The sequence below is a fragment of the Streptomyces sp. NPDC025651 genome (genome assembly GCF_055558735.1).
The window spans coordinates 507490-531436 of the sequence record NZ_JBVHLZ010000006.1 but is presented as its reverse complement, the minus strand read 5'-3'; the positions used below and the strand labels follow the sequence as shown (position 1 = coordinate 531436).

Sequence of the window (23947 nt, the reverse complement as noted above, 5' to 3'; positions counted from 1 at the left end):
AACCGTACTAGGGCACGTTCTCCCGGGTTAGGAAGGCTTCGGCTTCGGCTTCGGCTTCGGCGGGCTCCGGCGCCGAGCGCGCCGTGCTCTTGGCGATCGCCGCTTCCAGCTGCTTGCGCACGGCGCAGGGCAGCGCGCTGCCCTGCACCGTGCCCACCACGTCCCCGGCCAGCCGGTGCAGCTTGGTGTTGGTGTTCTGCGAGGCCGTCACCAGGACGTCCCACGCCGCTTCGGGGCTCAGGCTGAAGGACGACATCAGGATGCCGCGCGCCAGGTCGATGGTCGGCCGGGTCTGCATGGCCCGCCTCAACTGGGCCACGACGACGGTCAGATCCTCGGTGGGATCCTCGTCCGGCGCCGCCTCGTGGGTGATCGGGCAGGCCAGGTCCTCGCCCCCCTGGCCCGGCGGCACGAACAGGCCGAGGGTGCCGGTCAGTTCGAGCATCCGGTCGACCGCGGGACTGGTGGCGTGGATCGTGACGGTCTTGCCCTGTTTCTTCGCGTCCTGGCGCAGACACAGCAGGAGGTTGAGGCCGGAGCAGTCGCAGAACCCCACCTGGCTCAGGTCGAGTTCGATGCCCGCGGCCGAGCGGCCGAGTGCCAGGCGCAGGTCGGACCGGATCCGCTGGCCGGTGTCGAGGTCCAGCTCGCCTCGCACCGCAACACGCCTCCTGCCGCCGCCCGGCAGCGCGTCGGCGGACGCCGGCGGTCGCGGAAGGGGCACCGACGGGCGCCTGTTCTCGCTGTGCTCGGCTCGCTCTCCCGCGAGGTGCTGCTGAGAGTGCGCGGGCTCCGGCATGGCCTCTCCCTCTCGTCTCTGCCAACCGCCGTTCCTAGGCTGCCTTTCTGCCCTCAGGCACGTCAATCAATACATGAAATGTAGTACGTGTTTTTGAAAACGTGTATGCCCGCCCCTAGGGTTGTCCCATGGATGGAGTGCCCGAGCCACACACCGGATGGACGTTTCTGACCAATCACGCGCGGGTGTTGGCGGCCATCGCCGACAACCACAACGCCCGTATCCGCGAGATCGCCGCGCACTGCCGGCTCACCGAGCGTGCTGTCCAGAAGATCATCGCCGACCTCGAGCAGGACGGTTATCTCTCCCACACACGGGAGGGGCGCACCAACACGTACGAGATCGACCCCAGCAAGGTGCTCCGCCACCCGGCCGAGTCCGGCCTCGCCGTGGCCTCGCTGCTCTCCCTGCTCGCCAGGGACGAGGCCGACCGGAGCACGTCCTCCGGCTCCGGCGGCCGGGAGCACGCCAACACCTGACGGCCCCCGCTCCGCGGTCCCGGCCCGTCAGCCCCGCAGGTCCACGATCCGCTTGAACTTCCCCACCGACCGCTCCAGCGTCTCCGGGTCGACGATCTCGACGCCGACCGAGACCCCGATGCCGTCCTTCACCGCCGCCGCGATCTCCCGGGCCGCCGCCTCGCGCCGCTCGGGCGTGGTGTCCGCGCGTGCCTCGGCCCGCACCGTCAGGGCGTCCATCCGCCCCTCGCGCGTCAGGCGCAGCTGGAAGTGCGGGGCGACGCCCGCCGTGCGCAGCACGATCTCCTCGACCTGGGTGGGGAAGAGGTTGACGCCCCGCAGGATCACCATGTCGTCACTGCGCCCCGTCACCTTCTCCATCCGCCGGAAGATCCGCGCGGTGCCGGGCATCAGGCGCGTCAAGTCCCGTGTCCGGTAACGGATCACGGGCATGGCCTCCTTGGTGAGCGAGGTGAACACCAGCTCGCCGCGCTCGCCGTCCGGCAGCACCTCGCCCGTGATCGGGTCCACGACCTCGGGGAAGAAGTGGTCCTCCCAGATGTGCAGCCCGTCCTTGGTCTCCACGCACTCCTGCGCGACACCGGGGCCGATCACCTCGGAGAGGCCGTATATGTCGACGGCGTCGATCGCGAAGCGCTCCTCGATCTCCCGCCGCATCTCCTCCGTCCACGGCTCCGCGCCGAAGATGCCGACCCGCAGGGACGTCGTGCGGGGATCGACGCGCTGCCGCTCGAACTCCTCCAGGAGCGTGAGCATGTACGACGGGGTGACCATGATGATCTCGGGGCGGAAGTCCTGGATGAGCCGCACCTGACGCGCGGTCATGCCGCCGGACGCGGGGATCACCGTGCAGCCGAGCCGCTCTGCGCCGTAGTGCGCGCCGAGGCCGCCGGTGAACAGGCCGTACCCGTACGCCACATGGACCTTGTCGCCGGCCCTGCCGCCCGCGGCGCGGATCGAGCGCGCGACCACGTCCGCCCATATGGACAGGTCCTGCTCGGTGTACCCGACGACCGTCGGCAGGCCCGTCGTGCCGCTGGAGGCGTGCAGGCGGCGCACCTCGGACTGCTCCACCGCGAACATCCCGAACGGGTAGTTGGCGCGCAGGTCGTCCTTGGTGGTGAACGGGAACCGTGCCAGGTCGGCGAGCGAGCGGCAGTCGTCGGGGCGCAGGCCCGCCTTGTCGAACGCCGCCCGGTAGAACGGGACGTTCTCGTACGCGTGCAGCAGGGTGTCCTGAAGGCGCTCCAGCTGCAGGGCCCCGAGCTCCCTGGGGCCGAGCCGTTCCGCGGCGTCGAGGAATAGCGGCTCACGCGTCATAAGGCATGCTCCCGTCGTGAACGGGCGACCGATCATTCGGTCGTCGATCTTCCGTCGACCTCAGTAATCCAGTCCCGACGATGGGCGTCAAGGGATCGGGCGCAGCGGCTTTGAGCTGGGACGCGGCGGCATGGGCCACCGTCATGGGCGCGGCGGGCGGCCGTTGCCCACGCCTGTTGCGGGATGTGATGATCACCCCCATGCCGACATTCAGCGCGTACGACGGAACGGTGCTCGCCTACCACGAGAAGGGGGAGGGCGAGCCGCTGCTGTGTGTGCCGGGCGGTCCCATGCGCGCCTCCGCCTACCTCGGCGACCTGGGCGGGCTCACCGCGCACCGGCGCCTGATCCTCCTCGATCTGCGCGGGACGGGTGAATCCGCGGTCCCCGAAGACGCGGCGACCTACCGCTGCGACCGGCTCGTGGACGACGTGGAGGCGCTGCGCGAGCACCTGGGGCTCGACGAGGTCGACCTGCTCGGCCATTCGGCGTCCGGCAACATCGCCACGCTGTACGCGGCCCGCCACCCCAAGCGGGTCCGCACGCTCGTCCTGGTCGCCCCGGCCACGCACTCCGTGGGCCTCACGGTCACCGACGAGGACCACCGCGCGGCGGCGGCCCTGCGGGCGGACGAACCCTGGTACCCGGCCGCCGATGCCGCGTTGAAGGAGATCGCCGCGGGGCGTGCGACCGCCGAGGTGTGGGACGCTCTCGCACCGCTCGCCTACGGCCGCTGGGACGCCGAGGCCCAGGCGCACCGGGCGGCGAGCGCCACGGAGAAGAACGCGGAAGCCGCCGCCGTCTTCTACGGGGACGGCGCCTTCGACCCGTCCGCCACGCGCGCCGCCCTGACCGCTCTGAACGCGCCGGTCCTCGTCCTCGCGGGGGAGTGGGACGGCGGCCCGAACCCGGCGCACGCCGAGGAGTTCGCGGGCCTCTTCCCGCGCGGGGTGCGCCAAGTGCAGCCGCGCGGCGGTCACTTCCCCTGGCTGGACGACCCGGAGTGGTTCGTGCGGCGGGTGGCGGGGTTCCTCGCGCAGGACTGACGCGCGCAGGACTGAGCGGCGCGGGGCCCGAGGGGCGGCGGCGCTCGTACGATGGGCGCCTCACCGGCAACCAGCAGGGGGACACTCCGTGCAGCTCTTCCCGACCGCGGCCCGCACCCTGACCGTCGGCGTCGTGACCGCCGCCCTGTTCGCCGGGGGCGGCGCGGCGGTGGCGGCGCCCGCGCGGCCGGCCGCGGCCGGTGCCTCCGCGACCGCGGGGCCGTACGCCCTGCTGCACCCCCTCGCCGGCCTGTCCGCGCAGCGCCTGGCCACCGCCGATCTCGTCGCCGCCGCCAAGTACGGCACGGACAGCCCCATCGACGACCCGGCGCGCGAGAAGCAGGTCCTGGACGCCGTGGCCCTGCAGGCGCGGGAGCTGGGCGCCGACCCGGCGGCGACCGTGCGGATCTTCCGCGATCAGATCGAGGCCAACAAGGTCGTCCAGCGGGGGCTGTTCCGCCGCTGGGACGCCGACCCGTCCCAGGCCCCGACGCGACGGCCCGACCTCGCCGAGGTCCGCAAGGAGATCAACCGGATCAACACGGAGCTGGTGCGGGGCATCGCCGCGTCCCCGCAGGCGCGGACCGCCCCGTACTGCGGGGGTGTGCTCACCGCGGCGGCCGTGCGCGTCCGGCACGAGGAGCGGCTCGACGCCCTGCACTCCGTCGCGCTGGGCCGTACGCTGCGGTCAGTCTGCGCGGGCTGACTCCCGGGGCTCGTCGCGCGGGCCGCGGTAGGCGAACCAGGGCAGGAAGAACTGGGTGGCGGGGCCGACCGCGAGCGCGTACAGGACGGTCCCGACGCCCACGGTCCCGCCGAGCAGCCAGCCCAGGGCGAGCACGGTGATCTCGATGAGGGTGCGGACCTGCCGGATCGAACGGCCGGTCAGCGCGGCCGCGCCGGTCATCAGCCCGTCGCGGGGCCCGGGACCGAAGCGGGCGCCCACATAGACGGCCACGGACAGCGCGTTGAGGAGCACCCCGCCGACCAGCAGCCCGATCCGGACCGGCAGGGCGAGGCCCTCGGGGACGACGAGCAGGCCGAGGTCGGAGGAGACGGCGAGGACGACGATGTTGGCGACGGTGCCGAGCGTCGGCCGCTGCCTGAGCGGTATCCACAGCAGCAGGACGAGCGCCCCGAGCACGGCGCTGATCGTGCCGAAGCTGAGGGGCGTCCGCAGCTCCAGGCCCTCGTACAGGACGGCCCACGGGTTCACGCCCAGCGCGGCACGGACCATGAGCGAGACGCTGAACCCGAACAGGGCGAGGCCCAGGAGGAGTTGGGGCAGGCGTCTCAAGGGGCGCTCGTGGAAGGGGACGTACGAGATGTCCTGCCGCATGCCTGATGGCCTCCGAGAAGTGTGGTGCGGTTCCGGGTGGGAAGCGCGGTGTGACGCCTTGAAGGCCACTGGCGTGCCTTCAAGGCCAGTGAGGCCACTCTGTAGAGTCATTGGCCCGGAAAGAACGGCCAATGTGAGGAGAATGGTGTGGTCGAGGGGGGTGCGGCGCATGTGGACGCGGGCCGGACACTGGGCAGTCGGCAGCTCGCCGCGATGCTGCCCGACCCGGCCGGCGCACGGCCCGCCTACCGCCGCCTCGCCCGGGCCATCGGCGAGCTGATCCTCGACGGACGCGTCGCCCTGCACGTCCGCCTCCCGGCAGAACGCGAGCTGGCCGCCGCGCTCGGCACCAGCAGGACCACCGTCACCGCCGTCTACGACCTGCTGCGCGCGAGCGGTTACGCGCACAGCCGCCAGGGCGCCGGCACCTGGACGGCCCTGCCCGAGGGCCGCGCCCCCAGCGGCGTCCGTCGGCTCCTCGCCGCGGAGGACACCGAGATCGACCTGGCCCGAGCGGCTCCCGGGCTACCGGAGCGGACGCTCACCGACGCCCTCGCACGGATCGCGCCGCGCCTGTCCGAGCACGCGCACACGCCGGGCTACCACCCCTACGGACTGCCGGAACTCCGCGCCGCCGTCGCCGAGCGGTTCACCCGGCGGGGCCTGACCACCGTGCCCGAGCAGATCCTCGTGACCTCCGGCGCGCAGCACGCGCTGACCCTGCTCCTGGGGCTGCTGTGCCGCCCCGGCGACCGCGTCATGGCCGAGAACCCGTCCTACCCGAACGCCCTGGAGGCCGTGCGCCGCGCCGGGCTGCGCACGGTGTCCGTGCCGGTGACCGACACCGGCTGGGACGTCGGCATCGTCGAGTCGGCCTTCCGCCAAGCCGTGCCCCGACTCGCCTTCCTGATCCCGGACTTCCACAACCCGACCGGCCACCTCATGCCCGAGTCCGCGCGGGGCCGGGTGCTGCGCGCGGCCCAGCACTCCGGCGGCTGGCTCGTCGTCGACGAGACCCTCGCCGAGCTCGCCCTCGACGTGCCCGCGCCGCCGCCCTTCGCCGCCCACGCGGAGCCGGGATCGGGCGGCCAGGTCGTCACCGTCGGCTCGATGAGCAAGACCCACTGGGCGGGCCTGCGCATCGGCTGGCTGCGCGCCCCGGCCCGGCTCGTCACCGAACTCGCGGGCCAGCGCGTCGCCACCGACATGGGCGGCTCGGTCCTCGACCAGCTGCTCGCCCTCGACCTCCTGGGGAGCGCCGACGAACTCCTTCCGCCGCGCCGGGAGCGGCTGCGCGAGCAGCGTGCCGCGCTGGCCGCCGCCCTGACCGAGCACGTCCCGCGGTGGAGCTGGCAACTGCCGCCCGGCGGCCTGTCGTTCTGGGTGGACCTGGGCGAGCCCGTCGCCTCCGCCCTTGCCGACCGGGTACGGGACGACGGCGTACGGATCGAGAGCGGATCCCGTTTCGCCACCGACCCGGGCGTCTTCGAGCAGCGCCTCCGCATCCCGTACACCGCGCCGCCCGACGTCCTGCGCGAGGCGGTCCGCCGCATGGCCGCCGCACTCGCCGCGGGCCTCACGCCGCCGTCCGGCACGAGCCGCCCGCACTGGGTGGCGTGAGGCAGGCCGCGGCGGGGGACGGGGCGGTCGGCCTCCTAGCCCCGGGCCGCCACCGTCTTCGCCCAGCGGTAGTCCGCCTTGCCGCTCGGTGAGCGCTGGATGTGGTCGGTGAGGACCAGGGCGCGGGGGATCTTGTAGCCGGCGAGCAGGGCCCTGCAGTGCGTCTGGATCGCTTCGAGGTCCAACGCGGGGGCTTCGGGGCGCAGTTGGACGACCGCGGCCACGCGGTTGCCCCAGCGCTCGTCGGGTACTCCGGCGACCAGCGCGTCGTACACGTCCGGATGGGACTTGAGTGCCTGCTCGACCTCCTCCGGATACACCTTCTCGCCACCCGTGTTGATGCACTGCGAGCCGCGGCCGAGCACCGTGACGATGCCGTCCTCGTCGACCGTCGCCATGTCGCCCAGCAGCACCCAGCGCTCGTCGCCCTTCTGGAAGAAGGTCTCGGCGGTCTTCGCCGGGTCGTTGTAGTAGCCGAGCGGCACGTGGCCGCGCTGGGCGAGACGGCCCACCTCGCCGACCGCGACCGGCTCGTGCGTCACGACGTCCACCACCTGCGTCCGTTCGTTGACCTCCAGGCGGAAGCCCTTCTCCGGGCCCGAGTCGTCCGTCGCCTTGCCGTTGGAGCCCGACTCGGACGAGCCGAAGTTGTTCAGGAGCAGGACGTTCGGGGCGAGCTCCTGGAACTGGGCGCGCACCGTCTCCGACATGATCGCCCCGGACGAGGAGACGCTGAACAGCGACGACAGGTCGGTGCCCCTGAGCGGCCCGTGCAGGGCGTCGATGAGCGGCCTGAGCATCGCGTCGCCGACGAGGGACACGCTGGAGACCTTCTCCCGCTCGATGGTGCGAAGGACCTCCTCGGGGACGTACTTGCGGTGAATGGCCACCCGCTGGCCGTAGTTGAAGGCGATGAAGGACGTGAGCGTGGACGTGCCGTGCATCAGCGGGGGAGTGGGGAAGAAGGTGATGCCGGGGCCGCCCGCCGCGACGCGTTCGGCCAGCTCCTCGGGCCGCTTCACCGGCTCACCCGCGGGTTCGCCGCCGAAGAGCCCCGCGAAGAACAGGTCCTCCTGGCGCCACATGACGCCCTTGGGCATGCCGGTCGTGCCGCCGGTGTAGATGATGAACAGGTCGTCCGCCGAGCGCGGCCCGAAGCCGCGGTCCGGCGAACCCGCCGCCTCCGCGTCCGTGAACGCGACCACGTCGAGAGCGGGCGCCTCGGCGGGCGGCGCGCCCACCCGTATCAGGTGGCGCAGCCTCTCCGTGCGCGGGAGCGCCGCCGCGACCCGCTCGGTGAACTCGGCGTCGAAGACGAGCGCGGCGAGGTCCGCGTCGCGGTAGAGGTAGACCAACTCCTCTTCCACGTAGCGGTAGTTGACGTTGACCGGAACGAGACGCGCCTTGAGGCAGGCGAGGACCGTCTGCAGATACTCGACGCCGTTGTACAGATGCAGGCCCAGGTGCTCGCCGGGCTTCAGGCCGCTGTCGATCAGGTGGTGCGCCACGCGGTTGGCGGCCGCGTCGAGTTCGGCGTAGGTCAGCCTGCGCTCCGCGCCCGTGCCGGGGTGGTCGATGTAGACGAGCGCCTCGCGGTCGGGGACCACGTCGACGACCGACTCGAACAGGTCGGCAAGGTTGTACTCCACCACGCTCCTCCTGACCCCGGCGTCCAGGTGACGTCTCGCTTGGCGGTCATCAGAGCAGAGGCACCTACAAGTGGGAAGGGCCCTCGCACAACAAAACTGACTGACTGTCAGAAAACTCTTGAACTGCCACTCCGCCTACTGCAACCTGTTCCAGGTCCGCAGGCGACAGGCCAGTCGCCCGGTGGCCGTCGATGGAGGGAGCACGGCACATGGGTGGGACGGAACACCTCTCCGTGCGGCGCGAAGGCGCCACACTCATACTCACGCTGAACAGGCCCGAGGCGAAGAACGCCCTCTCGCTGCCGATGCTCGTGGGCCTGTACGACGGGTGGGTCGAGGCCGACGAGGACGACGCGGTCCGCTCCATCGTGCTCACCGGCGCGGGCGGCGCGTTCTGCGCGGGCATGGACCTCAAGGCCCTCGCCGGCAAGGGCATGGAGGGCGAGCGGTACCGGGACCGGCTCAAGGCCGACCCCGATCTGCACTGGAAGGCCATGCTGCGCCACCACCGGCCCCGCAAGCCCGTCATCGCCGCCGTCGAGGGCCCCTGTGTGGCGGGCGGTACGGAGATCCTGCAGGGCACGGACATCCGCGTCGCGGGCGAGTCGGCGACGTTCGGTCTCTTCGAGGTGAAGCGTGGCCTCTTCCCGATCGGCGGCTCGACCGTGCGGCTGCCCCGCCAGATCCCTCGTACGCATGCCCTGGAGATGCTGCTCACCGGGCGGCCCTACACGGCGGCCGAGGCCGCGGCGATCGGTCTCATCGGGCGGGTCGTGCCGGACGGCACGGCGCTGCAGAGCGCGCTTGCCGTCGCCGAGCAGATCAACGCGTGCGGGCCGTTGGCGGTCGAGGCGGTCAAGGCGTCCGTGTACGAGACGGCCGGGATGACGGAGGCCGACGGGCTCGCGGCCGAGCTGAAGCGGGGGTGGCCGGTCTTCGACACGGCCGACGCGAAGGAGGGGGCGCGGGCCTTCGCGGAGAAGAGGGCGCCTGTTTTCCGGCGTGCGTAGGGCGCCCCCGAAAGGGGCGCGGGGAACTGCGCGACCGGCCACGTCGGGCCCGCAGACAACAGACCACCAGTCACTCGGAGTTACTCGGAAACGGAGTCCCAGCCATGACATCCGCTCCCCCACCGGAGGTGCTTCGCGCTCCGCTCGTCGTCGAGTTCCCGTTCACCCGGTCCCTCGGGCCCGTGCAGAGCGCCTTCCTCACCGGGCTGCGCGAGCGCACCGTGCTCGGGGTCAGGACCGGTGACGGGCGCACCCTCGTGCCGCCCGTCGAGTACGACCCCGTGACCGCCGAGGAGATACGCGACCTGGTCGAGGTCGCCACCACCGGCACCGTCACCACCTGGGCCTGGAACCACGAACCCCGCCGCGGCCAGCCCCTGGACACCCCTTTCGCCTGGGTCCTCGTCAAGCTCGACGGGGCCGACACCGCCCTGCTCCACGCCCTCGACGCGCCGGGCCCCGACGCCGTCCGCACCGGCCTGCGCGTCCGTGTCCGCTGGGCCGCCGAGCGCGTCGGCGCCATCACGGACATCGCCTGCTTCGAGCCGTACGAGGGGGAGGCCGAAGGGGGACAACCCGCCCCGCACAGCGGTGAGTTCGACGAGCCCGTGGGCGGCATCGTCGCCACCGCGCGGCTCGACTACACCTACTCGCCGGGCCGTGCCCAGTCCGCCTACATCCACGCCCTCTCCGAGCGGAAGACCGTCGGCGAGCGCTGCCCGTCCTGCCGCAAGGTGTACGTCCCGCCCCGGGGCGCCTGCCCCACCTGTGGTGTCGCCACGGCGGAGCGGGTGGAAGTCGGGCCGCGCGGCACCGTCACCACGTACTGCATCGTCAACATCAAGGCGAAGAATCTCGACATCGAAGTCCCCTACGTCTACGCGCACATCGCCCTCGACGGCGCGGACCTCGCCCTGCACGCGCGCATCGCGGGGATCCCCTACGACCAGGTCCGCATGGGGCTGCGCGTCGAACCGGTGTGGGCCGATCCCTCGTCAGGTGCCCGCTACCCCGACCACTACCGGCCGACGGGCGAGCCCGACGCCGACTACGACACGTACAAGGAGCTGGTGTAGATGACGTCGTCATCGTCCGCCGCGCGGCGGCCCGCACGGGACGTCGCCGTCGTCGCCTTCGGGCAGAGCGACCACCTGCGCTCCACGGACGAGCTCTCCGAGGTCGAGATGCTCATGCCGGTACTGCACGAGGTCCTCGCCGCCACCGGCCTGAAGACCAGCGACATCGGGTTCACCTGCTCGGGGTCCTCGGACTACCTCGCGGGGCGTGCCTTCTCCTTCACCATGGCGCTCGACGGGGTGGGCGCCTGGCCGCCGATCTCCGAGTCGCACGTGGAGATGGACGGCGCCTGGGCGCTGTACGAGGCCTGGGTGAAGCTGCAGACAGGCGAGGCCGACACCGCGCTCGTCTACTCCTACGGGAAGTCCTCGCCCGGCTCGGTGCGCGACGTGCTGACCCGGCAGCTCGACCCGTACTACGTGGCGCCGCTGTGGCCCGACTCCGTGGCGCTCGCCGCCCTCCAGGCCCAGGCGCTCATCGACGCGGGGGAGACCGACGAGCCCGCGCTCGCCGGGGTCGCCCGGCGCAGCCGGACGGACGCGGCGGCCAACTCCCGTGCGCAGCTTCGTGGTTCGGTGCCGCACGGCGACTATCTCGTACGTCCCCTGCGCACCGGCGACTGCCCGCCGATCGGCGACGGGGCCGCCGCCGTGATCCTCGCGGCGGGGGAGCGGGCCGGGGAGCTGTGCGAACGGCCCGCGTGGATCCGGGGCATCGACCACCGCATCGAGGCGCACGGCCTCGGGGTGCGCGACCTCACCGACTCGCCCTCCGCACGCCGTGCCGCCGAGCGGGCCGGGCTCTTCGAACGGCCCGTGGACACCGCCGAGTTGCACGCGCCCTTCACCTCGCAGGAGGTCGTCCTGCGCAAGGCGCTGCGGCTCGGCGACGACGTGGCCGTGAATCCGTCCGGCGGCGCCCTCGCCGCCAACCCCGTGATGGCCGCGGGCCTCATCCGCATCGGCGAGGCCGCCGCCCGCATCCACCGCGGCGCGTCGGACCGGGCCGTCGCCCACGCCACGTCCGGTCCCTGCCTCCAGCAGAACCTGGTCGCCGTCCTGGAAGGAGACGCCCGATGAGCGGTCCGGTGGGCAGTTCGGTGAGCACTTCGGTGGGCAAGGAACCCGTGGCCGTCGTCGGGGTCGGGCAGACCAAGCACGTGGCCGCCCGGCGCGACGTGTCGATCGCGGGCCTCGTCCGTGAGGCAGCCCAACGCGCCCTTGTGGACGCCGAGTTGACGTGGGCCGACATCGACGCCGTCGTCATCGGCAAGGCGCCCGACTTCTTCGAGGGCGTCATGATGCCGGAGCTCTACCTCGCCGACGCGCTCGGCGCCGTCGGCAAACCCATGCTGCGCGTGCACACGGCGGGTTCCGTCGGCGGGTCCACGGCCCTGGTCGCCGCCAACCTCGTCGCGGGCCGCGTCCACGGCACGGTCCTGACGCTCGCCTTCGAAAAGCAGTCGGAATCCAACGCGATGTGGGGCCTCTCGCTGCCCATCCCGTTCCAGCAGCCCCTGCTCGCGGGAGCGGGCGGCTTCTTCGCCCCGCACGTGCGCGCGTACATGCGGCGCACCGGCGCCCCCGACACGGTCGGCTCGCTCGTCGCGTACAAGGACCGCCGCAACGCCCTGAAGAACCCCTACGCGCACCTCCACGAGCAGGACATCACCCTGGAGAAGGTCCAGGCGTCGCCGATGCTGTGGGACCCGATCCGCTACTCGGAGACCTGCCCGTCCTCCGACGGGGCCTGCGCGATGATCCTCACCGACCGTGCGGGCGCGGCCCGTTCGCCGCGGCCGCCCGCCTGGATGCACGGCGGCGCGATGCGCAGCGAGCCGACGCTCTTCGCCGGCAAGGACTTCGTCTCCCCGCAGGCCGGGAAGGACTGCGCGGCCGACGTCTACCGGCAGGCGGGGATCGCCGACCCGCGCCGCGAGATCGACGCCGTCGAGATGTACGTGCCGTTCTCCTGGTACGAGCCGATGTGGCTGGAGAACCTCGGCTTCGCCGCCGAGGGCGAGGGCTGGAAGCTCACCGAGTCCGGCGTGACCGAGCTCGACGGCGACCTCCCGGTCAACATGTCCGGCGGTGTCCTGTCCACCAACCCCATCGGGGCCTCCGGCATGATCCGCTTCGCCGAGGCGGCACTTCAGGTGCGTGGCCAGGCCGGGGAGCACCAAGTGGACGGGGCGCGCAGGGCACTTGGGCACGCCTATGGCGGCGGTTCGCAGTTCTTCTCCATGTGGCTCGTCGGGGCCGAGCCGCCCACCACCTGAAGCGCGCCCGCGAGGGTCCTGCCGTCGCGGCCTGTCCGGCGCCGGAAGCGAAAGCTAGGCTGGCGCCGGACGACGCATTCGGGAGGAGCACGGACGTGGCCGACAGCACCACTCAGCAGCATCCGCTCGCGGGTTGGGACAAGCCGGAGCTCGACCTCAGCAGGGCCGACTGGCGATCGAGCAGCGCGGGGCGCGGGGACGTGGAGATCGCCTTCGTCGAAGGCTTCGTCGCGATGCGCAACGGTGGCCGGCCGGAGGCCCCCTCGCTGATCTTCACCCCGGCGGAGTGGGGAGCCTTCGTCCACGGTGCCCGCGAGGGCGAGTTCGACCTCACCTAGCGGACCTGCCGAAGCGCGCCCCGACGGCCTTTCGGCCCTGCTGATCGCGTGACCTTCGGCCCTCCCCTCGCCGAGGGCGCTGCACAAGGCTGGAGCCATGAGCAGCGAACCGGTCGGCAACGTGAACAGCAGTGGGCCCGTCGTCGCGGCGGTGGACGGTTCGGCCGGCAGCGGCCGCGCCCTGGAGTGGGCGCTTACCGCCGCACGGCTGCGCGGCGTGCCCCTGCGGATCGCGCACGTACGGGCGTACGACGTGCCGCTCGTCGACGGCCCGTTCACGGCCGTCCTGGAGCGGCCCGACGCGGACCCGGTGATCGAGCATGTCCGCGGGTCCCTCGAAGGGCGCGCGGACGTGCCCGACCCGGAGTTCGTCACGGTGGACGGCAGCCCGGGGCGCGAACTGCCGCGGCTCGGCGCCGATGCCGCGCTCCTCGTCCTCGGCTCGCGCGGCAGGGGCGGCTTCGCCAGCCTGCTGCTCGGCTCGAACGGCCTGGCGTGCGCGCGGGAGGCGGCCTGCCCGGTGGTGGTCGTGCCGCGCCCCCGGCGGGACGCGAACGAGGGCGACAGGACCGGCACGGACCAGGACCAGGGGCAGGGCCAGGACCAGGTCCCCAGGGTGGTCCTCGGGCTCTCGGCGCCCGCGCCGGACGAGGGCGCGCTCGCCTTCGCCTTCGCCGAGGCCGCGCGGCGCGGGGCACACCTCCAGGTCGTCGCCGCCTACCCGTGGCCCGTCCTCAGTGCCACGGCCGCCGGTGACTTCGTGGTGAAGGCCGTCGAGGACGCCGAGACGGAGAAGGAGTACGGGGAACTCGCGGGCGGGGTGCTCGCGCCCCACCGGCGCCGTCACCCCGACGTGCCGGTGGACGTGACCCTCGCGTCCGGTGACGCGGCGGGCCACCTCGTCGAGGCCTCGCGCTCCGCGGACCTGGTGGTGGTCGGGCGGCACCGCCGCAGGCCCGCCCCGGGCCGCATGCTGGGCTCGGTCACCAACGCGGTGCTGCTGCACTCCGCCTGCCCGGTGGCGGTGGTGCCGCAGGGGGCGGCCTGAGGGGATCCGGCCGCCGCGGGCCCGTCAGCCCTCGTGGGGCCTGCCGAACTCCTCGATCAGGACGGCGTACTCCTCCCCGCCGTGTCCGGCGGCGATCGCGCGGTCGGCCATCGCCTTGATCAGCTCCGGCAGTTCGGCGTTGACACCCACCGCCCGGCTCTCCTCGATCAGATGCTCCATCGAGCGGACATGGGTCTCCAGGGACGCCACGTCGGCCGCGAAGGAGCCGCTGTCGATCTGCTCGGCATGCCCCGGCAGCCACTCGGCCACCCCGGCGGCCATCTGCCGGGCGAACGGCGCGTACGTCACGGCGTCGACGCCGGCCGTCCGGAGCAGGGCGGTGCCCTGGAGCCAGGCGTTGAGGATGCTCCACATCATGGTGAGACCGGCCGCGTCGTACAGCGACGCGAGGCCGTGGTCCTCGCCGAGGTGGGTGGCGGTGCCGAGCGCGTCGAGCGTCGCCCTGTGCGCGTCGAAGTCGGACTGCGGGCCGCTGTGCAGGATCACCGCCTCGGCGGTCCCGATCGCCGGAGGGACGGCCATGACGGCGCCGTCCAGGTAGCGGGCGCCGCGCCGCTCGGCCCAGCGGGCGGCCGCCCTGGCCTGCGCCGAGTCGCCCGAGGTGAGGTTGATCAGTGTCGTGCCGGCCAGCTCGACGCCGTCCGTGTCGAGCAGGCCGTACACGGCGTCGTAGTCGGTGACGCAGAGGACGGTCAGGGATCCCGGCTGGACCGCGTCGCCGACTGTGGGCGCAAGTCGTGCTCCCTGGGCGACGAGTCGGTCGGCCTTGGCCGCCGTGCGGTTCCACACGGTCGTGGGGTGCCCGGCCTTGAGGAACGCGCCGGCGAGCGCCTGGCCCATCAGCCCGAGGCCGATCACTGAAACGGGTGCTTCGTTCGTGTTGGTCATGGCAGCATCGTCGACGTTCATACCGGTGTGAAGGTCAAGCGAGGTTGCGATGCGGATCGGGGAACTGGCTCGCCGGGCGGGCGTCAACGCCCACCAGTTGCGCTACTACGAGGCCCAGGGGCTGCTGCAGGCGGACCGCGGCGCGAACGGATACCGCGAGTTCGACGAGAGCGCCCTGCTGAGGGTGAAGCAGATCAGGCACCTGCTGGGTGCGGGGCTGTCGTCCGAGGACATCGCGTATGTGTTGCCGTGCGCGGTCGGAGAGGCCCCGCAGCTGCCCGGGTGTCCCGAGCTGCTCGACGCGATGCGGTCGAGGCTGCGGCGCCTGGACGACCAGATGGAGAGCCTGGCCCGCTCGCGCGAGGCCCTTGCCGACTACGTGGACGCGGCCGAGCGCTTCGGCGGCACGAGTTACCCGCCTCTCGACGGTGCCGAGGGTGCGGCGGGCGCCGATCCGGAGCCTGTCCCTCTGTAAGGGCGTGACCTCAATGCAGCACCACGCAGCCCTTGGCGTGGAGAGCCCGCAGCAGTCGCTCGCTGACGCGGACGTCGTTCCAGCGGAGGTCCAGCTTCTCCAGCGCGGGCAGCTCGGCGATCCAGTCCGGCAGTGCGCGTACCTCGTTGGAGCGCAGGTCGACGCGGCGCAGGAGCGGGAGGCCGCGCAAGGCCTCCGGGACGGCCGTGAAGGCGTTCTCGCGCAGTTCCAGTTCGCGCAGCTCGCCCAAGTCGCCGACGGAGTCGGGCAGTTCTTCGAGACGGTTGCCGCGCAGCCACAGCTCGCGCAGCGCGGTGAGGGAGCCGATCGTCGTGGGGAGGCGAGCCAACTCGTTGTCCTGGGCGCGTAGTTCCACGAGTCCGGTCATGGCGCCGAGCGTGTCGGGGAGCGAGGCCAGACGGTTCTCGCCGACGTTCAGGTAAGCGAGCCGGGTGAGGCGGCCGATCGACTCCGGCAGCTCGGTGAGGTCGTTGTCGTGGAGGTAGAGGAAGCGGCTGAGCGCCGGCAGGTCGCCGAGCTCGGCGGGGATCGCGCGCAGTTTGTTGTGCCCGAGGTCCAGGGTGTGCAGGGCCGTGAGCATGCCGATGCGGGCGGGCAGGTGCGTGAGTCCGGTGTCGGCCAGGATCAGGACTTCCAGGTGCGGGTGGTGCCAGGCCTCCTCGGGTACGGCGGTGAGGGCGGCGCGCCAGTAGTCGAGAACGGGGGTGTCGGCCACTGGGACTCCGGGGTTCGGGGGTGCCATTGTGCAGGGGGGCTTCGCCTCGGGGGCTGGTCTGTCCGGATGCGGGTGCGGGTCCGTTCTGGCTGGTCGCGCAGTTCCCCGCGCCCCTACGGGACGCGTCCTGCCCCCGCGCCGATGTGCCCGGAGGGCCACGTACCATGGGCGCATGTCCTTCCTCCGCCGCCGCAGCTCCGCCACTCCCGCGGGCCCGGACTTCGACGTCCTGGCCATGGACCCCGGTGACTGGCCCGGCAATCTCGGCGCGGGCCTGCTGCCCGCCCCCGACGGCAGCTGCCAGGGTGTGTTCCTGCGGTACGACCTGTTCGGCGGCCGCGGCCCCGCGATGATCATCGGCAACCTCCCCGAGGGTTCCCCCGCGCGCGAGACCGCCGAGGGCGAGGTCCCCTTCGAGGTGGCCCAGCTGCTCCTGGCCCTGGAGAACGACGAGGACATCACGGTCGTCTCCACCGAGGACGTGCCGGTGATGCAGGGCGACAACCTCCTCATCGTGCGCCGTCTCAAGCTCTCCGAGAGCCGGATCTCCTGCGTGCAGTTCGACCGCAGCGACAACGTCCTCGTGACCATCGCCGCCTGGGACCGTCCGATCACCGACGACCTGTACGCGCTCCTGAAGCCGCTCCCCGCGGAGCTCTTCCAGCAGGGCTGACCGCTCCGTCGCGCCGTTCCCGGGCCCGGCGCCTCACGCACTTCCGTCCAAGCACTGCCCCGTTCCGTCCAAGGAGCGGGGCGGTTTTGTGTCTTGCCACGGCAGTCATCGGACTTTTAACGTGACCGGTCATGACTCAGGGGATCACGCGAAGAACCACCATGAAGACCGCACTCGGCACCGCGGCCGTTCTGGCGGCGGGAGGTGGGGCGGTCGCCGACGCCGGGTCGGCGGTGGCGGCCCCGGAGGAGCCTGGGCGCGATACATCCGATGAATCGGCGGGGTCCGTGCTCTGGTACGGAGCCCCCGCCGCGGACTGGGAGCGTGAGGCCCTGCCCATCGGCAACGGCGCCCTCGGCGCCATGGTCTTCGGCACCCTCGCCTCCGAGCGGCTCCAGTTCAACGAGAAGACCCTGTGGACCGGCGGCCCCGGCTCCCGCGAGGGATACGACTTCGGGAACTGGCGCGCGCCCCGGCCCGGTGCCCTCGACGCCGTGCGCAAGGAGCTCGACGAGAAGGGCAGGCTCGATCCCGACGCGGTCGCGGCGCGGCTCGGCCAGCCCCGGCGCGGCTACGGCGCCCACCAGACCTTCGGCGACCTCCACATCGACGTGCCCGGCGCCCCGGCCTCGCCCGACGCCTCCTACCGCCGCGCCCTCGACATCGGGCAGGGGCTCGCGACCGTCTCGTACGGCCATGAACAGGTGCGCCACCACCGGGAGTTCTTCGCCTCGTACCCCGACGGAGTGATCGTCGGCCGGCTCTCCGCCGACCGCACGGGGCAGGTCGCCTGTACCTTCCGCTACACCTCGCCCCGCGCCGACTTCACCGCGAGCGCGGACGGGGACCGCGTGACCGTGCGGGGCGAACTCGCCGACAACGCCCTGAAGTTCGAGGCCCAGCTGCGGCTGTCCCACCAGGGCGGCACGCGCGTCGCGCACGGCGACGGCAGCGTCACGGTGACCGGCGCCGACCACGTCTGGTTCGTCCTCGCCGCGGGCACCGACTACGCCGACACCTACCCCGGCTACCGCGGCGAGGACCCGCACGCCGCCGTCACCCGCGCCGTCGACCGGGCGCACGCCGCGGGCCACGAGCGGCTCCGCGCCCGCCATCTGCGCGACCACCGCGCGCTGTTCGGCCGCGTCGCCCTGGACATCGGCCAGGCCCTGCCCGCCGACGTCCCCACGGACCGGCTCCTCAAGGAGTACGGGGGACCGGCGGGGGCCGCGGCCGACCGGGCCCTGGAGGCGCTGTTCTTCCAGTACGGCCGCTACCTGCTCATCGCCTCCTCGCGCGCGGGATCGCTGCCCGCCAACCTCCAGGGCGTGTGGAACAACAGCACGACGCCGCCCTGGTCGGCCGACTACCACACCAACATCAACCTCCAGATGAACTACTGGCTCGCCGAGGCCGCGAACCTTCCCGAGACGACGGCCCCGTACGACCGTTTCGTTCAGGCGCTGATCGCGCCCGGGCGGCGTACGGCCAAGGAGATGTTCGGCAGCCGCGGCTGGGTCGTGCACAACGAGACCAACCCCTACGGCTTCACCGGGGTGCACGACTGGTCGACCGCGTTCTGGTTCCCCGAGGCCGCGGCCTGGCTCACCGCGCAGCTCTACGAGCACTACCGCTTCGGCGGCTCCACGGACTACCTGCGCCGCACCGCCTACCCGGCGATGAAGGGGGCCGCCGAGTTCTGGCTCGACAACCTGCGCTCCGACCCGCGCGACGGCACGCTCGTCGTCACCCCCAGCTACTCGCCCGAGCACGGCGACTTCACCGCGGGCGACGCCATGGCCCAGCAGATCGTCCACGAACTGCTCACCAACACCTTGGAGGCGGCGCGCGTCCTCGGCGACTCGCCGGCCTTCCGCGCCGAGCTGGAGAAGACCCTGGACGGACTGGACCCCGGCCTGCGCATCGGCTCGTGGGGTCAACTCCAGGAGTGGAAGGCCGACGTGGACGATCAGGCCGACGACCATCGGCACGTCTCCCACCTCTACGCCCTGCACCCCGGCCGGCAGATCGAGCCGGGCAGCAAGTGGGCCGAGGCGGCGAAGGTGTCCCTGCGGGCGCGCGGAGACGGCGGCACGGGGTGGTCCAAGGCATGGAAGATCAACTTCTGGGCGCGGCTGCGCGACGGCGACCACGCCCACAGGATGCTCGGCGAACAGCTCAAGTCATCGACCCTGCCGAACCTCTGGGACACGCACCCGCCCTTCCAGATCGACGGCAACTTCGGCGCGACCTCCGGTGTCGTCGAAATGCTCCTGCAGAGCCGGCACGACGCCATCGAGATCCTGCCCGCCCTGCCCGCGAGCTGGCCCGACGGATCGGTGCGCGGGCTGCGGGCGCGCGGCGGGGCGACCGTCGACATCGCCTGGGCGTCGGGCCGCGCCACCCGCGTCGCCCTCAGGGCGTCGCGCACACGTGAACTCACCGTGCGCAGCGACCTGTTCAGCGGCGGGGCGAAGACGTTCAGGGCGCGGGCGGGACAGCGGTACGAGTTCCACTGAGCGAGAGCGGTCCCGGGCCGGAGCCGAGCGTGACGATCTCGTCGGCCGCGGCGATGCCCGACCGCTCGTGCGTGACGAGAAGCGTGGTGCGGCCGCGGGTGGCGTCCAGGATGTCGGCCAGCACCGCGGCCGCGGTCCGCGGGTCGAGGCCCTCGGTGGGTTCGTCCAGGACGAGGACGGGTGGGTCGGCGAGCAACGCGCGGGCCAGGAGCAGGCGTTGGCGCTGGCCGCCCGACATCGCGGCGCCGTCCGCGCCGAGGACGGTGTCCCAGCCGTCGGGCAGGGAGCCGACCCAGTCCAGGAGCCGGGCGCGGCCCGCGGCTTCGCGCAGGTCGACTTCCGACGCGTCGGGGCGGGCCAGGAGCAGGTTGGCGCGGATCGTGGTGTGGAACACGTGCGCGTCCTGCGTGACGCCGGTGATCGCGCGGCGCACGTCGGCGCCCGCGCAGTCGCGCAGTTCGCGCGCCTCGCGCCCGCCGATGCGGATGCTCCCGGACTCGTACGGCACGAACCGCATGAGCGCCGCGATCAGCGTCGACTTCCCGGAGCCGCTGGCGCCGACGAGCACGACCCGGCGGCCCGGCGGCAGGTACAGGCTCACCCCGTCCAAGGCGGCCGGACCGTCCGGGCGGTGACGCACCCGCAGCTCGGTGACGGTGACGCCGAGCGGCTCGTCGAGCGGGAGCGGCGCCGGGTCGGGCGGGTCGGCGACGGGCGGCGGCGTGTCGAGGAGATCCGCCAACCGGTCTGCCGACGCCCGCACGTCGGTGAGCCGGCGGGCGGCGGCGGGCAGCGGGGCGAGGGCCTCGAAGGCGACCAGCGCGAGGACCGCGAGCACGGTCAGGTGCACGGCGGGCAGGGCGCCGGCCGCGTGCGCGCGCAGCGCGAGCCAGGTGACGCCGACCGCCGCCGCGCCCTGCAGCAGCAGGACCACGGCCGTGGCGAGCTGCGTGGTCAGGGCGCCGCGCCGCTCCAGCGCGGCGATCCGGGCGGAGGCACGGCTGGCCCGCTCGGCGGCACGGCCGCGCGCGCCGAACGCGGCGAGGTCGGCCGCGCCCCGCGTCAAGTCCAGGGTGAGCGCGGCCAGTTCGGCCCGTACGGCCTTCTCCGCGGGCCCGGCGCGGCGGGACAGTCGAAACACCAGAGCGGGTACGAGAAGCCCCGCCACGGCCAGGAGCAGCCCGAGCAACAGGCCCGCCTGCGGCAGCAGCGCCGCTGCCGTCGCGGTGGCGGTGGCGGCGACGGCAGCGGCAGCGGCGGCCGGGACCAGGACGCGCAGGAGCAGGTTCTGGGCGGCGTCGACGTCGTCGACGAGACGGGTCAGCAGATCGCCGCCGCGGAAGGCGGGGGTGCCGGCGGGGGCGAGCGGCACCAACGCCTCGTACACCCGGGTACGGAAACCCGCCACGGCCCGCAGCGCACCGTCGTGCCCGAGGAGCCGATCGGCGTAGCGCAGCGTTCCGCGCCCGAGCGCCAGGGCCCGCACGGACACGATCGCCACGCCGACGGAGGCGAGAGGCGGCTGCTCGGCCGCCCGGGTGATGAGCCAGGCGGCGGTGGCCATCAACGCGGCACCGGCGAGTTCGCTCCCGGCCGCGGCGAGCGCGGCGGGCAGCAGCCTGCGCCAGTACGGGAGGAGGTGGCGCAGCAGGCGAAGGGTGGGGCGGGGTGTTCGGGTGGTTCGGGTGGTTCGGGTGAGGAGGGGGAGGGTGCGCTCGGCGGCGGCGGTCAAGGCAACGGCCTTTCCGTGACGGGCGTGTGCGGACGGCGGCGGGCGAGGGGTGGGCGTCCGGGGCGGGACAGCGGAATCGGTTGGGGCGCCACCGGGCCGTTCCGCGCCGGGAGCGCTTCCTCACGCCTCGGCCGGGGCCGGGCGATGCCCGCCTCGCGCACCGTGACGATCCGGTCCGCGTGGGGAAGCAGGCTCGTGCGGTGGGCCACCACGACGGCCGTGCGGCCCCGCATCAGGCGCACCGTGGCGTGCACGACGGCCGCCTCGCTCTCGGGGTCCAGGTGGGCGGTCGGTTCGTCCAGGAGCAGCACCGGGGCGTCCTTGAGGAACGCGCGCGCCAGGGCGACGCGTTGGCGCTGGCCCGCCGAGAGGCCGGCGCCGTGCTCGCCGAGCATCGTGTCGTACGAACACGGCAGCTCCTCGATGAAGCCGTCGGCCCGGGCGGCGCGTGCCGCCTCGCGCACCTCGGCGTCGCTCGCGCCGGGGCGGCCGAGGCGGATGTTGTCCGCCACGGAGGCCGCGAAGAGATGCGGGCGCTGCGGCACCCACGCCACCTGCGCCCGCCACGCGTCGGGGTCGAGGTCCGCGAGGTCGGTGCCGCCGACCGTGACCCGGCCCGACGCGGGTGCCGCGAAGCCGAGCAGCAGCGCGAGGAGCGTGGACTTGCCCGCGCCGCTGGGGCCGACCAGGGCGAGGTGTTCACCGGGGCGGATGGTCAGGGACGCGTCGCGGAGCGCGGGTGTCGCGCGGTCCGGGTACCGGACCGTGACGCCGTCGAGTCGCAGGTGCGCGGTACGGGCGTCCGGCATCGGGGCTCGGTCGGCTCCCTCGTCCTCGTACCCGTCCTCGTACTGGTCCTTGTCCAGGACCGTGAAGACCCGCTCGGCCACGGCGATGCCCTCGGCGCTGTCGTGGAAGGCGGCGCCCATGGCACGCAGCGGCAGATACGCCTCGGGGGCAAGGAAGAGGACGGTCAGGGCCGTGCGCAGGTCCACCTCGCCGCCGAGCAGCCGCAGCCCGACGGGCACCGCCACCAGTGCGACCGACAGGGTGGCGACGGTCTCCAGGACCAGGGAGGAGAGGAACGCCACGCGCAGCGTCCGCAGGGTGGCCCGGCGGTGGGCGTCCGCCATCTCGCCCACCACCCGCGCCTGCTGCCCCTCGCGGCCGAACGCCCGCAGCGTCGGCAGCCCGGCCACCACGTCCAGGAAGTGGCCGCCGAGCCGGGCGAGCAGCCGCCACTGCCGTGCGGTGCGCCGCGCGGTGTGCAGACCGACCAGCGCACCGAACACGGGGATCAGCGGCAGCGTCACGAGGACGATCAGCGCCGAGGCCCAGTCGGTCCACCACAGCCAGGCGACCACCGTGAGGGGCACCACCGCGGCGGCCGCCGTCGCGGGCAGGTGGCCGACGACGTACGGGTCGAGTGCGTCGAGGCCGCGGGTGAGCAGCGTCGCCGTCTCGCCGTGCCGTCCCGCCGCGAGGCGCAGGGGGCCGGTGCCCCGCAGGCGGCCGGTGATCCGGTCGCGCAGCGTGCGCTTGACGTCGGCCGCGGCGCGCTGCGCGAGCGCCCCGCGGGCCCAGGCGAGGAGCGCGCGCAGCGCCATGACGGCGCCGAGCGCGAGCAGTGGGCCGGTCCGGAGCGCGTGCCCGGCGAAGCCGTCCGCGAGGACCGCCGCCAGCAGGCTCGCCTGGGCGACGACGAGCCCGGCGCCGAGGAGCGCAAGGCCGGTCGAGTACGTCATGTGGCGGCGCAGCACCGGGAGTTCACGCCGCAGTCGGCGTTCGACCGGTTTCATCCTGGGGCCCTCTCGTGTGCGGGAAGCGGGGGCGGAGGTGGGAGCGGAGGTTGGGGGGAGTGGGGCAGGAGGAACGGGGGATCAGAAGTAGCTGGGGTGACGGCGGCCCGTCCGCCCCCGGAAGGCCCACCAGCTCCACGCCTGGTAGGCGAGGATCGTCGGGACGACCAGGACCCCGAACGCGCTCAGGATCTTCAACGTGGCGCCGTCCGTGACGGCGTGGTCGACCGTCAGGCCCGTCCCTGCCGAACTGATCAGGACGTACGGGTAGTGGCCCGCGCCCACGAGCGGCACCGGCAGCGCGGTCGCGCAACAGGTGGCCACGAACGCCCGCACGCCGTGCCCGCGGTCGAAGGACCACCAGGCCCCGGCGAGCGCCGCGGCGAACAGCGCGGCGACGACCGCCGAGGCCGCGCGGTTCGTCATCGAGGCGCCCGCCCCGAAGAGCGTGAGGAGCAGCGCGAGGCTGCCCACGGCGGCTGCTCCGCGCAGCGCCTGGCCGCCCAACCCCCGTGCCCGCAGGGTAAGGCCCGGCCCGGAGCGCAGCGCGACGAAGGCCGCCCCGTGTGCCGCGAAGAGCAGCGCGGTGGTCACGCCGCAGGCCAGCACGAACGGCGAGAACACTTCGCCGAACCCGATGTGGAAGCTGCCGTCGGCCCGCCGGGGCACGCCGTGGAGGAGCAGTCCCAGGACCAACCCCCAGCACACGGCGGGCAGCGCGCCGCCGAACACGATCAGGGCGTCCCATGTCCGGCGCCCGCCCGCGGTGCGCGCCCGCCCGCGCAGCTGGATCGCGGCGTTGCCGACGACGAGGCCGACGAGGATCGCGACGATCAGTGGGTAGAGGCCGGACAGGAGGCTGCCTTCCAGGTGCGGGAAGGCGCCGAACAGGACCCCGGTGAAGGCCACCAGCCAGACCTCGTTGCCCAGGAAGAAGGGTGCGATGGCGTCGAGGGCGGCGTTCCGCCCGGTGTCTTCCTGGCCGTTCTTGCCGCCGAGGCGGGGGTGCAGCATCTGTGCGCCGTAGTCGTAGCCGCCGAGCACGAAGTATCCGGCGAGGAGCAGGCCGAGGAGGGCCAGCCAGAGAGTCTCCAGGCTCAT

The 23947-nt window shown here is 73.1% G+C and carries 22 protein-coding genes; 13 read left to right on the top strand and 9 right to left on the bottom strand.

The features are described from left to right. Nucleotides 1-7: 7 nt before the first annotated feature. Nucleotides 8-658 carry an ANTAR domain-containing protein gene (locus tag ACZ4D5_RS24030; RefSeq protein ID WP_467774441.1) on the bottom strand — a complete coding sequence of 217 codons (651 nt, stop codon included), beginning with the start codon at nt 656-658 and terminating at the stop codon, nt 8-10. A gap of 269 nt (nt 659-927) precedes the next feature. Here ACZ4D5_RS24030 and ACZ4D5_RS24025 point away from each other — a divergent pair, with 269 nt between their 5' ends. Beyond that, the gene (locus tag ACZ4D5_RS24025; protein WP_467774440.1) at nt 928-1278 is read left to right on the top strand and encodes a helix-turn-helix transcriptional regulator; all 351 of its coding nucleotides are present in this window, start codon (nt 928-930) and stop codon (nt 1276-1278) included. Between the two features lie 27 nt (nt 1279-1305). Here the strand turns inward: ACZ4D5_RS24025 and paaK are convergent, their stop codons facing one another. Further along, nucleotides 1306-2598: a phenylacetate--CoA ligase PaaK gene (paaK, locus tag ACZ4D5_RS24020; RefSeq protein WP_467774439.1), complete on the bottom strand. Its 1293-nt coding sequence runs from the start codon at nt 2596-2598 to the stop codon at nt 1306-1308. Nucleotides 2599-2798: 200 nt separating this feature from the next. Here paaK and ACZ4D5_RS24015 point away from each other — a divergent pair, with 200 nt between their 5' ends. Both ACZ4D5_RS24015 and ACZ4D5_RS24010 read left to right on the top strand, forming a co-directional pair. Then, complete coding sequence (locus tag ACZ4D5_RS24015; RefSeq protein WP_467774438.1) at nt 2799-3644, top strand: alpha/beta fold hydrolase; 846 nt, start codon at nt 2799-2801, stop codon at nt 3642-3644. An 88-nt stretch (nt 3645-3732) separates the two neighbouring features. Then, nucleotides 3733-4350: a chorismate mutase gene (locus ACZ4D5_RS24010; RefSeq protein WP_467774437.1), complete on the top strand. Its 618-nt coding sequence runs from the start codon at nt 3733-3735 to the stop codon at nt 4348-4350. Here the strand turns inward: ACZ4D5_RS24010 and yczE are convergent. After that, entirely contained in the window at nt 4333-4983 is a 651-nt protein-coding gene (yczE, locus tag ACZ4D5_RS24005; protein ID WP_467774436.1) for a membrane protein YczE, read from the bottom strand. The genes ACZ4D5_RS24010 and yczE overlap by 18 nt on opposite strands. A gap of 147 nt (nt 4984-5130) precedes the next feature. Between yczE and yczR the strand changes: the two genes are divergently transcribed. Next, nucleotides 5131-6603 (top strand): MocR-like transcription factor YczR, encoded by a 1473-nt coding sequence (yczR, locus tag ACZ4D5_RS24000; protein WP_467774435.1) that lies wholly within the window; start codon nt 5131-5133, stop codon nt 6601-6603. A 35-nt stretch (nt 6604-6638) separates the two neighbouring features. Here the strand turns inward: yczR and ACZ4D5_RS23995 are convergent, their stop codons facing one another. Then, nucleotides 6639-8252, bottom strand: a complete 1614-nt coding sequence (locus ACZ4D5_RS23995; RefSeq protein ID WP_467774434.1) for an acyl-CoA synthetase — start codon at nt 8250-8252, stop codon at nt 6639-6641. Between the two features lie 209 nt (nt 8253-8461). On the opposite strand from ACZ4D5_RS23995, the gene ACZ4D5_RS23990 reads away from it, so the two are divergent. The 6 genes from ACZ4D5_RS23990 to ACZ4D5_RS23965 all read left to right on the top strand — a co-directional run bounded on the left by ACZ4D5_RS23990 (nt 8462) and on the right by ACZ4D5_RS23965 (nt 14003). Further along, nucleotides 8462-9262, top strand: a complete 801-nt coding sequence (locus ACZ4D5_RS23990; RefSeq protein WP_467774433.1) for a crotonase/enoyl-CoA hydratase family protein — start codon at nt 8462-8464, stop codon at nt 9260-9262. A gap of 104 nt (nt 9263-9366) precedes the next feature. After that, nucleotides 9367-10338: a Zn-ribbon domain-containing OB-fold protein gene (locus ACZ4D5_RS23985; protein WP_467774432.1), complete on the top strand. Its 972-nt coding sequence runs from the start codon at nt 9367-9369 to the stop codon at nt 10336-10338. Beyond that, the gene (locus ACZ4D5_RS23980) at nt 10339-11418 is read left to right on the top strand and encodes a thiolase domain-containing protein (RefSeq protein WP_467774431.1); all 1080 of its coding nucleotides are present in this window, start codon (nt 10339-10341) and stop codon (nt 11416-11418) included. A gap of 32 nt (nt 11419-11450) precedes the next feature. Further along, nucleotides 11451-12617: a thiolase domain-containing protein gene (locus tag ACZ4D5_RS23975; protein ID WP_467774485.1), complete on the top strand. Its 1167-nt coding sequence runs from the start codon at nt 11451-11453 to the stop codon at nt 12615-12617. Nucleotides 12618-12712: 95 nt separating this feature from the next. Further along, nucleotides 12713-12955: a DUF397 domain-containing protein gene (locus ACZ4D5_RS23970; RefSeq protein WP_467774430.1), complete on the top strand. Its 243-nt coding sequence runs from the start codon at nt 12713-12715 to the stop codon at nt 12953-12955. Nucleotides 12956-13052: 97 nt separating this feature from the next. Next, complete coding sequence (locus ACZ4D5_RS23965; RefSeq protein WP_467774429.1) at nt 13053-14003, top strand: universal stress protein; 951 nt, start codon at nt 13053-13055, stop codon at nt 14001-14003. A gap of 24 nt (nt 14004-14027) precedes the next feature. Here ACZ4D5_RS23965 and ACZ4D5_RS23960 read toward each other — a convergent pair whose 3' ends face one another. Next, nucleotides 14028-14912, bottom strand: a complete 885-nt coding sequence (locus ACZ4D5_RS23960) for an NAD(P)-dependent oxidoreductase (protein WP_467774428.1) — start codon at nt 14910-14912, stop codon at nt 14028-14030. A 49-nt stretch (nt 14913-14961) separates the two neighbouring features. On the opposite strand from ACZ4D5_RS23960, the gene ACZ4D5_RS23955 reads away from it, so the two are divergent. Beyond that, entirely contained in the window at nt 14962-15387 is a 426-nt protein-coding gene (locus ACZ4D5_RS23955) for a MerR family transcriptional regulator (RefSeq protein WP_467774427.1), read from the top strand. Nucleotides 15388-15397: 10 nt separating this feature from the next. Here ACZ4D5_RS23955 and ACZ4D5_RS23950 read toward each other — a convergent pair whose 3' ends face one another. Next, complete coding sequence (locus ACZ4D5_RS23950) at nt 15398-16150, bottom strand: leucine-rich repeat domain-containing protein (protein WP_467774426.1); 753 nt, start codon at nt 16148-16150, stop codon at nt 15398-15400. A 145-nt stretch (nt 16151-16295) separates the two neighbouring features. Between ACZ4D5_RS23950 and ACZ4D5_RS23945 the strand changes: the two genes are divergently transcribed. Beyond that, the gene (locus tag ACZ4D5_RS23945; protein WP_359640453.1) at nt 16296-16796 is read left to right on the top strand and encodes a hypothetical protein; all 501 of its coding nucleotides are present in this window, start codon (nt 16296-16298) and stop codon (nt 16794-16796) included. A gap of 161 nt (nt 16797-16957) precedes the next feature. Beyond that, a complete protein-coding gene (locus ACZ4D5_RS23940) occupies nt 16958-19315 on the top strand; it encodes a glycoside hydrolase family 95 protein (protein ID WP_467774425.1) in 2358 nt (785 codons plus the stop codon). On the opposite strand, the gene cydC is transcribed toward ACZ4D5_RS23940, so the two are convergent. From cydC to cydB, 3 genes are all read right to left on the bottom strand, one after another. Continuing rightward, nucleotides 19278-21047, bottom strand: coding sequence for a thiol reductant ABC exporter subunit CydC (gene cydC / locus ACZ4D5_RS23935; protein WP_467774424.1), 1770 nt, complete (start codon nt 21045-21047; stop codon nt 19278-19280). The two genes, ACZ4D5_RS23940 and cydC, sit on opposite strands and share 38 nt — an antisense overlap. Then, nucleotides 21044-22846: a thiol reductant ABC exporter subunit CydD gene (cydD, locus tag ACZ4D5_RS23930; RefSeq protein WP_467774423.1), complete on the bottom strand. Its 1803-nt coding sequence runs from the start codon at nt 22844-22846 to the stop codon at nt 21044-21046. Before cydD ends, cydC begins: the two co-directional genes overlap by 4 nt. 81 nt (nt 22847-22927) lie before the next feature. Further along, nucleotides 22928-23947, bottom strand: coding sequence for a cytochrome d ubiquinol oxidase subunit II (gene cydB / locus ACZ4D5_RS23925; RefSeq protein ID WP_467774422.1), 1020 nt, complete (start codon nt 23945-23947; stop codon nt 22928-22930).

Bases quoted from the DNA above. Each gene is read 5' to 3' on its own strand.
- ACZ4D5_RS23945 (WP_359640453.1), top strand. From the start codon at position 16,296: ATGTCCTTCCTCCGCCGCCGCAGCTCCGCCACTCCCGCGGGCCCGGAC.
- ACZ4D5_RS24025 (WP_467774440.1), top strand. From the start codon at position 928: ATGGATGGAGTGCCCGAGCCACACACCGGATGGACGTTTCTGACCAAT.
- ACZ4D5_RS23985 (WP_467774432.1), top strand. From the start codon at position 9,367: ATGACATCCGCTCCCCCACCGGAGGTGCTTCGCGCTCCGCTCGTCGTC.
- ACZ4D5_RS24015 (WP_467774438.1), top strand. From the start codon at position 2,799: ATGCCGACATTCAGCGCGTACGACGGAACGGTGCTCGCCTACCACGAG.
- ACZ4D5_RS23960 (WP_467774428.1), bottom strand. From the start codon at position 14,912: ATGACCAACACGAACGAAGCACCCGTTTCAGTGATCGGCCTCGGGCTG.
- yczE (WP_467774436.1), bottom strand. From the start codon at position 4,983: ATGCGGCAGGACATCTCGTACGTCCCCTTCCACGAGCGCCCCTTGAGA.
- ACZ4D5_RS23990 (WP_467774433.1), top strand. From the start codon at position 8,462: ATGGGTGGGACGGAACACCTCTCCGTGCGGCGCGAAGGCGCCACACTC.
- ACZ4D5_RS23965 (WP_467774429.1), top strand. From the start codon at position 13,053: ATGAGCAGCGAACCGGTCGGCAACGTGAACAGCAGTGGGCCCGTCGTC.
- ACZ4D5_RS23940 (WP_467774425.1), top strand. From the start codon at position 16,958: ATGAAGACCGCACTCGGCACCGCGGCCGTTCTGGCGGCGGGAGGTGGG.
- cydB (WP_467774422.1), bottom strand. From the start codon at position 23,947: ATGAGCCTGGAGACTCTCTGGCTGGCCCTCCTCGGCCTGCTCCTCGCC.
- paaK (WP_467774439.1), bottom strand. From the start codon at position 2,598: ATGACGCGTGAGCCGCTATTCCTCGACGCCGCGGAACGGCTCGGCCCC.
- ACZ4D5_RS23950 (WP_467774426.1), bottom strand. From the start codon at position 16,150: ATGGCACCCCCGAACCCCGGAGTCCCAGTGGCCGACACCCCCGTTCTC.
- ACZ4D5_RS23955 (WP_467774427.1), top strand. From the start codon at position 14,962: ATGCGGATCGGGGAACTGGCTCGCCGGGCGGGCGTCAACGCCCACCAG.
- cydD (WP_467774423.1), bottom strand. From the start codon at position 22,846: ATGAAACCGGTCGAACGCCGACTGCGGCGTGAACTCCCGGTGCTGCGC.
- ACZ4D5_RS23980 (WP_467774431.1), top strand. From the start codon at position 10,339: ATGACGTCGTCATCGTCCGCCGCGCGGCGGCCCGCACGGGACGTCGCC.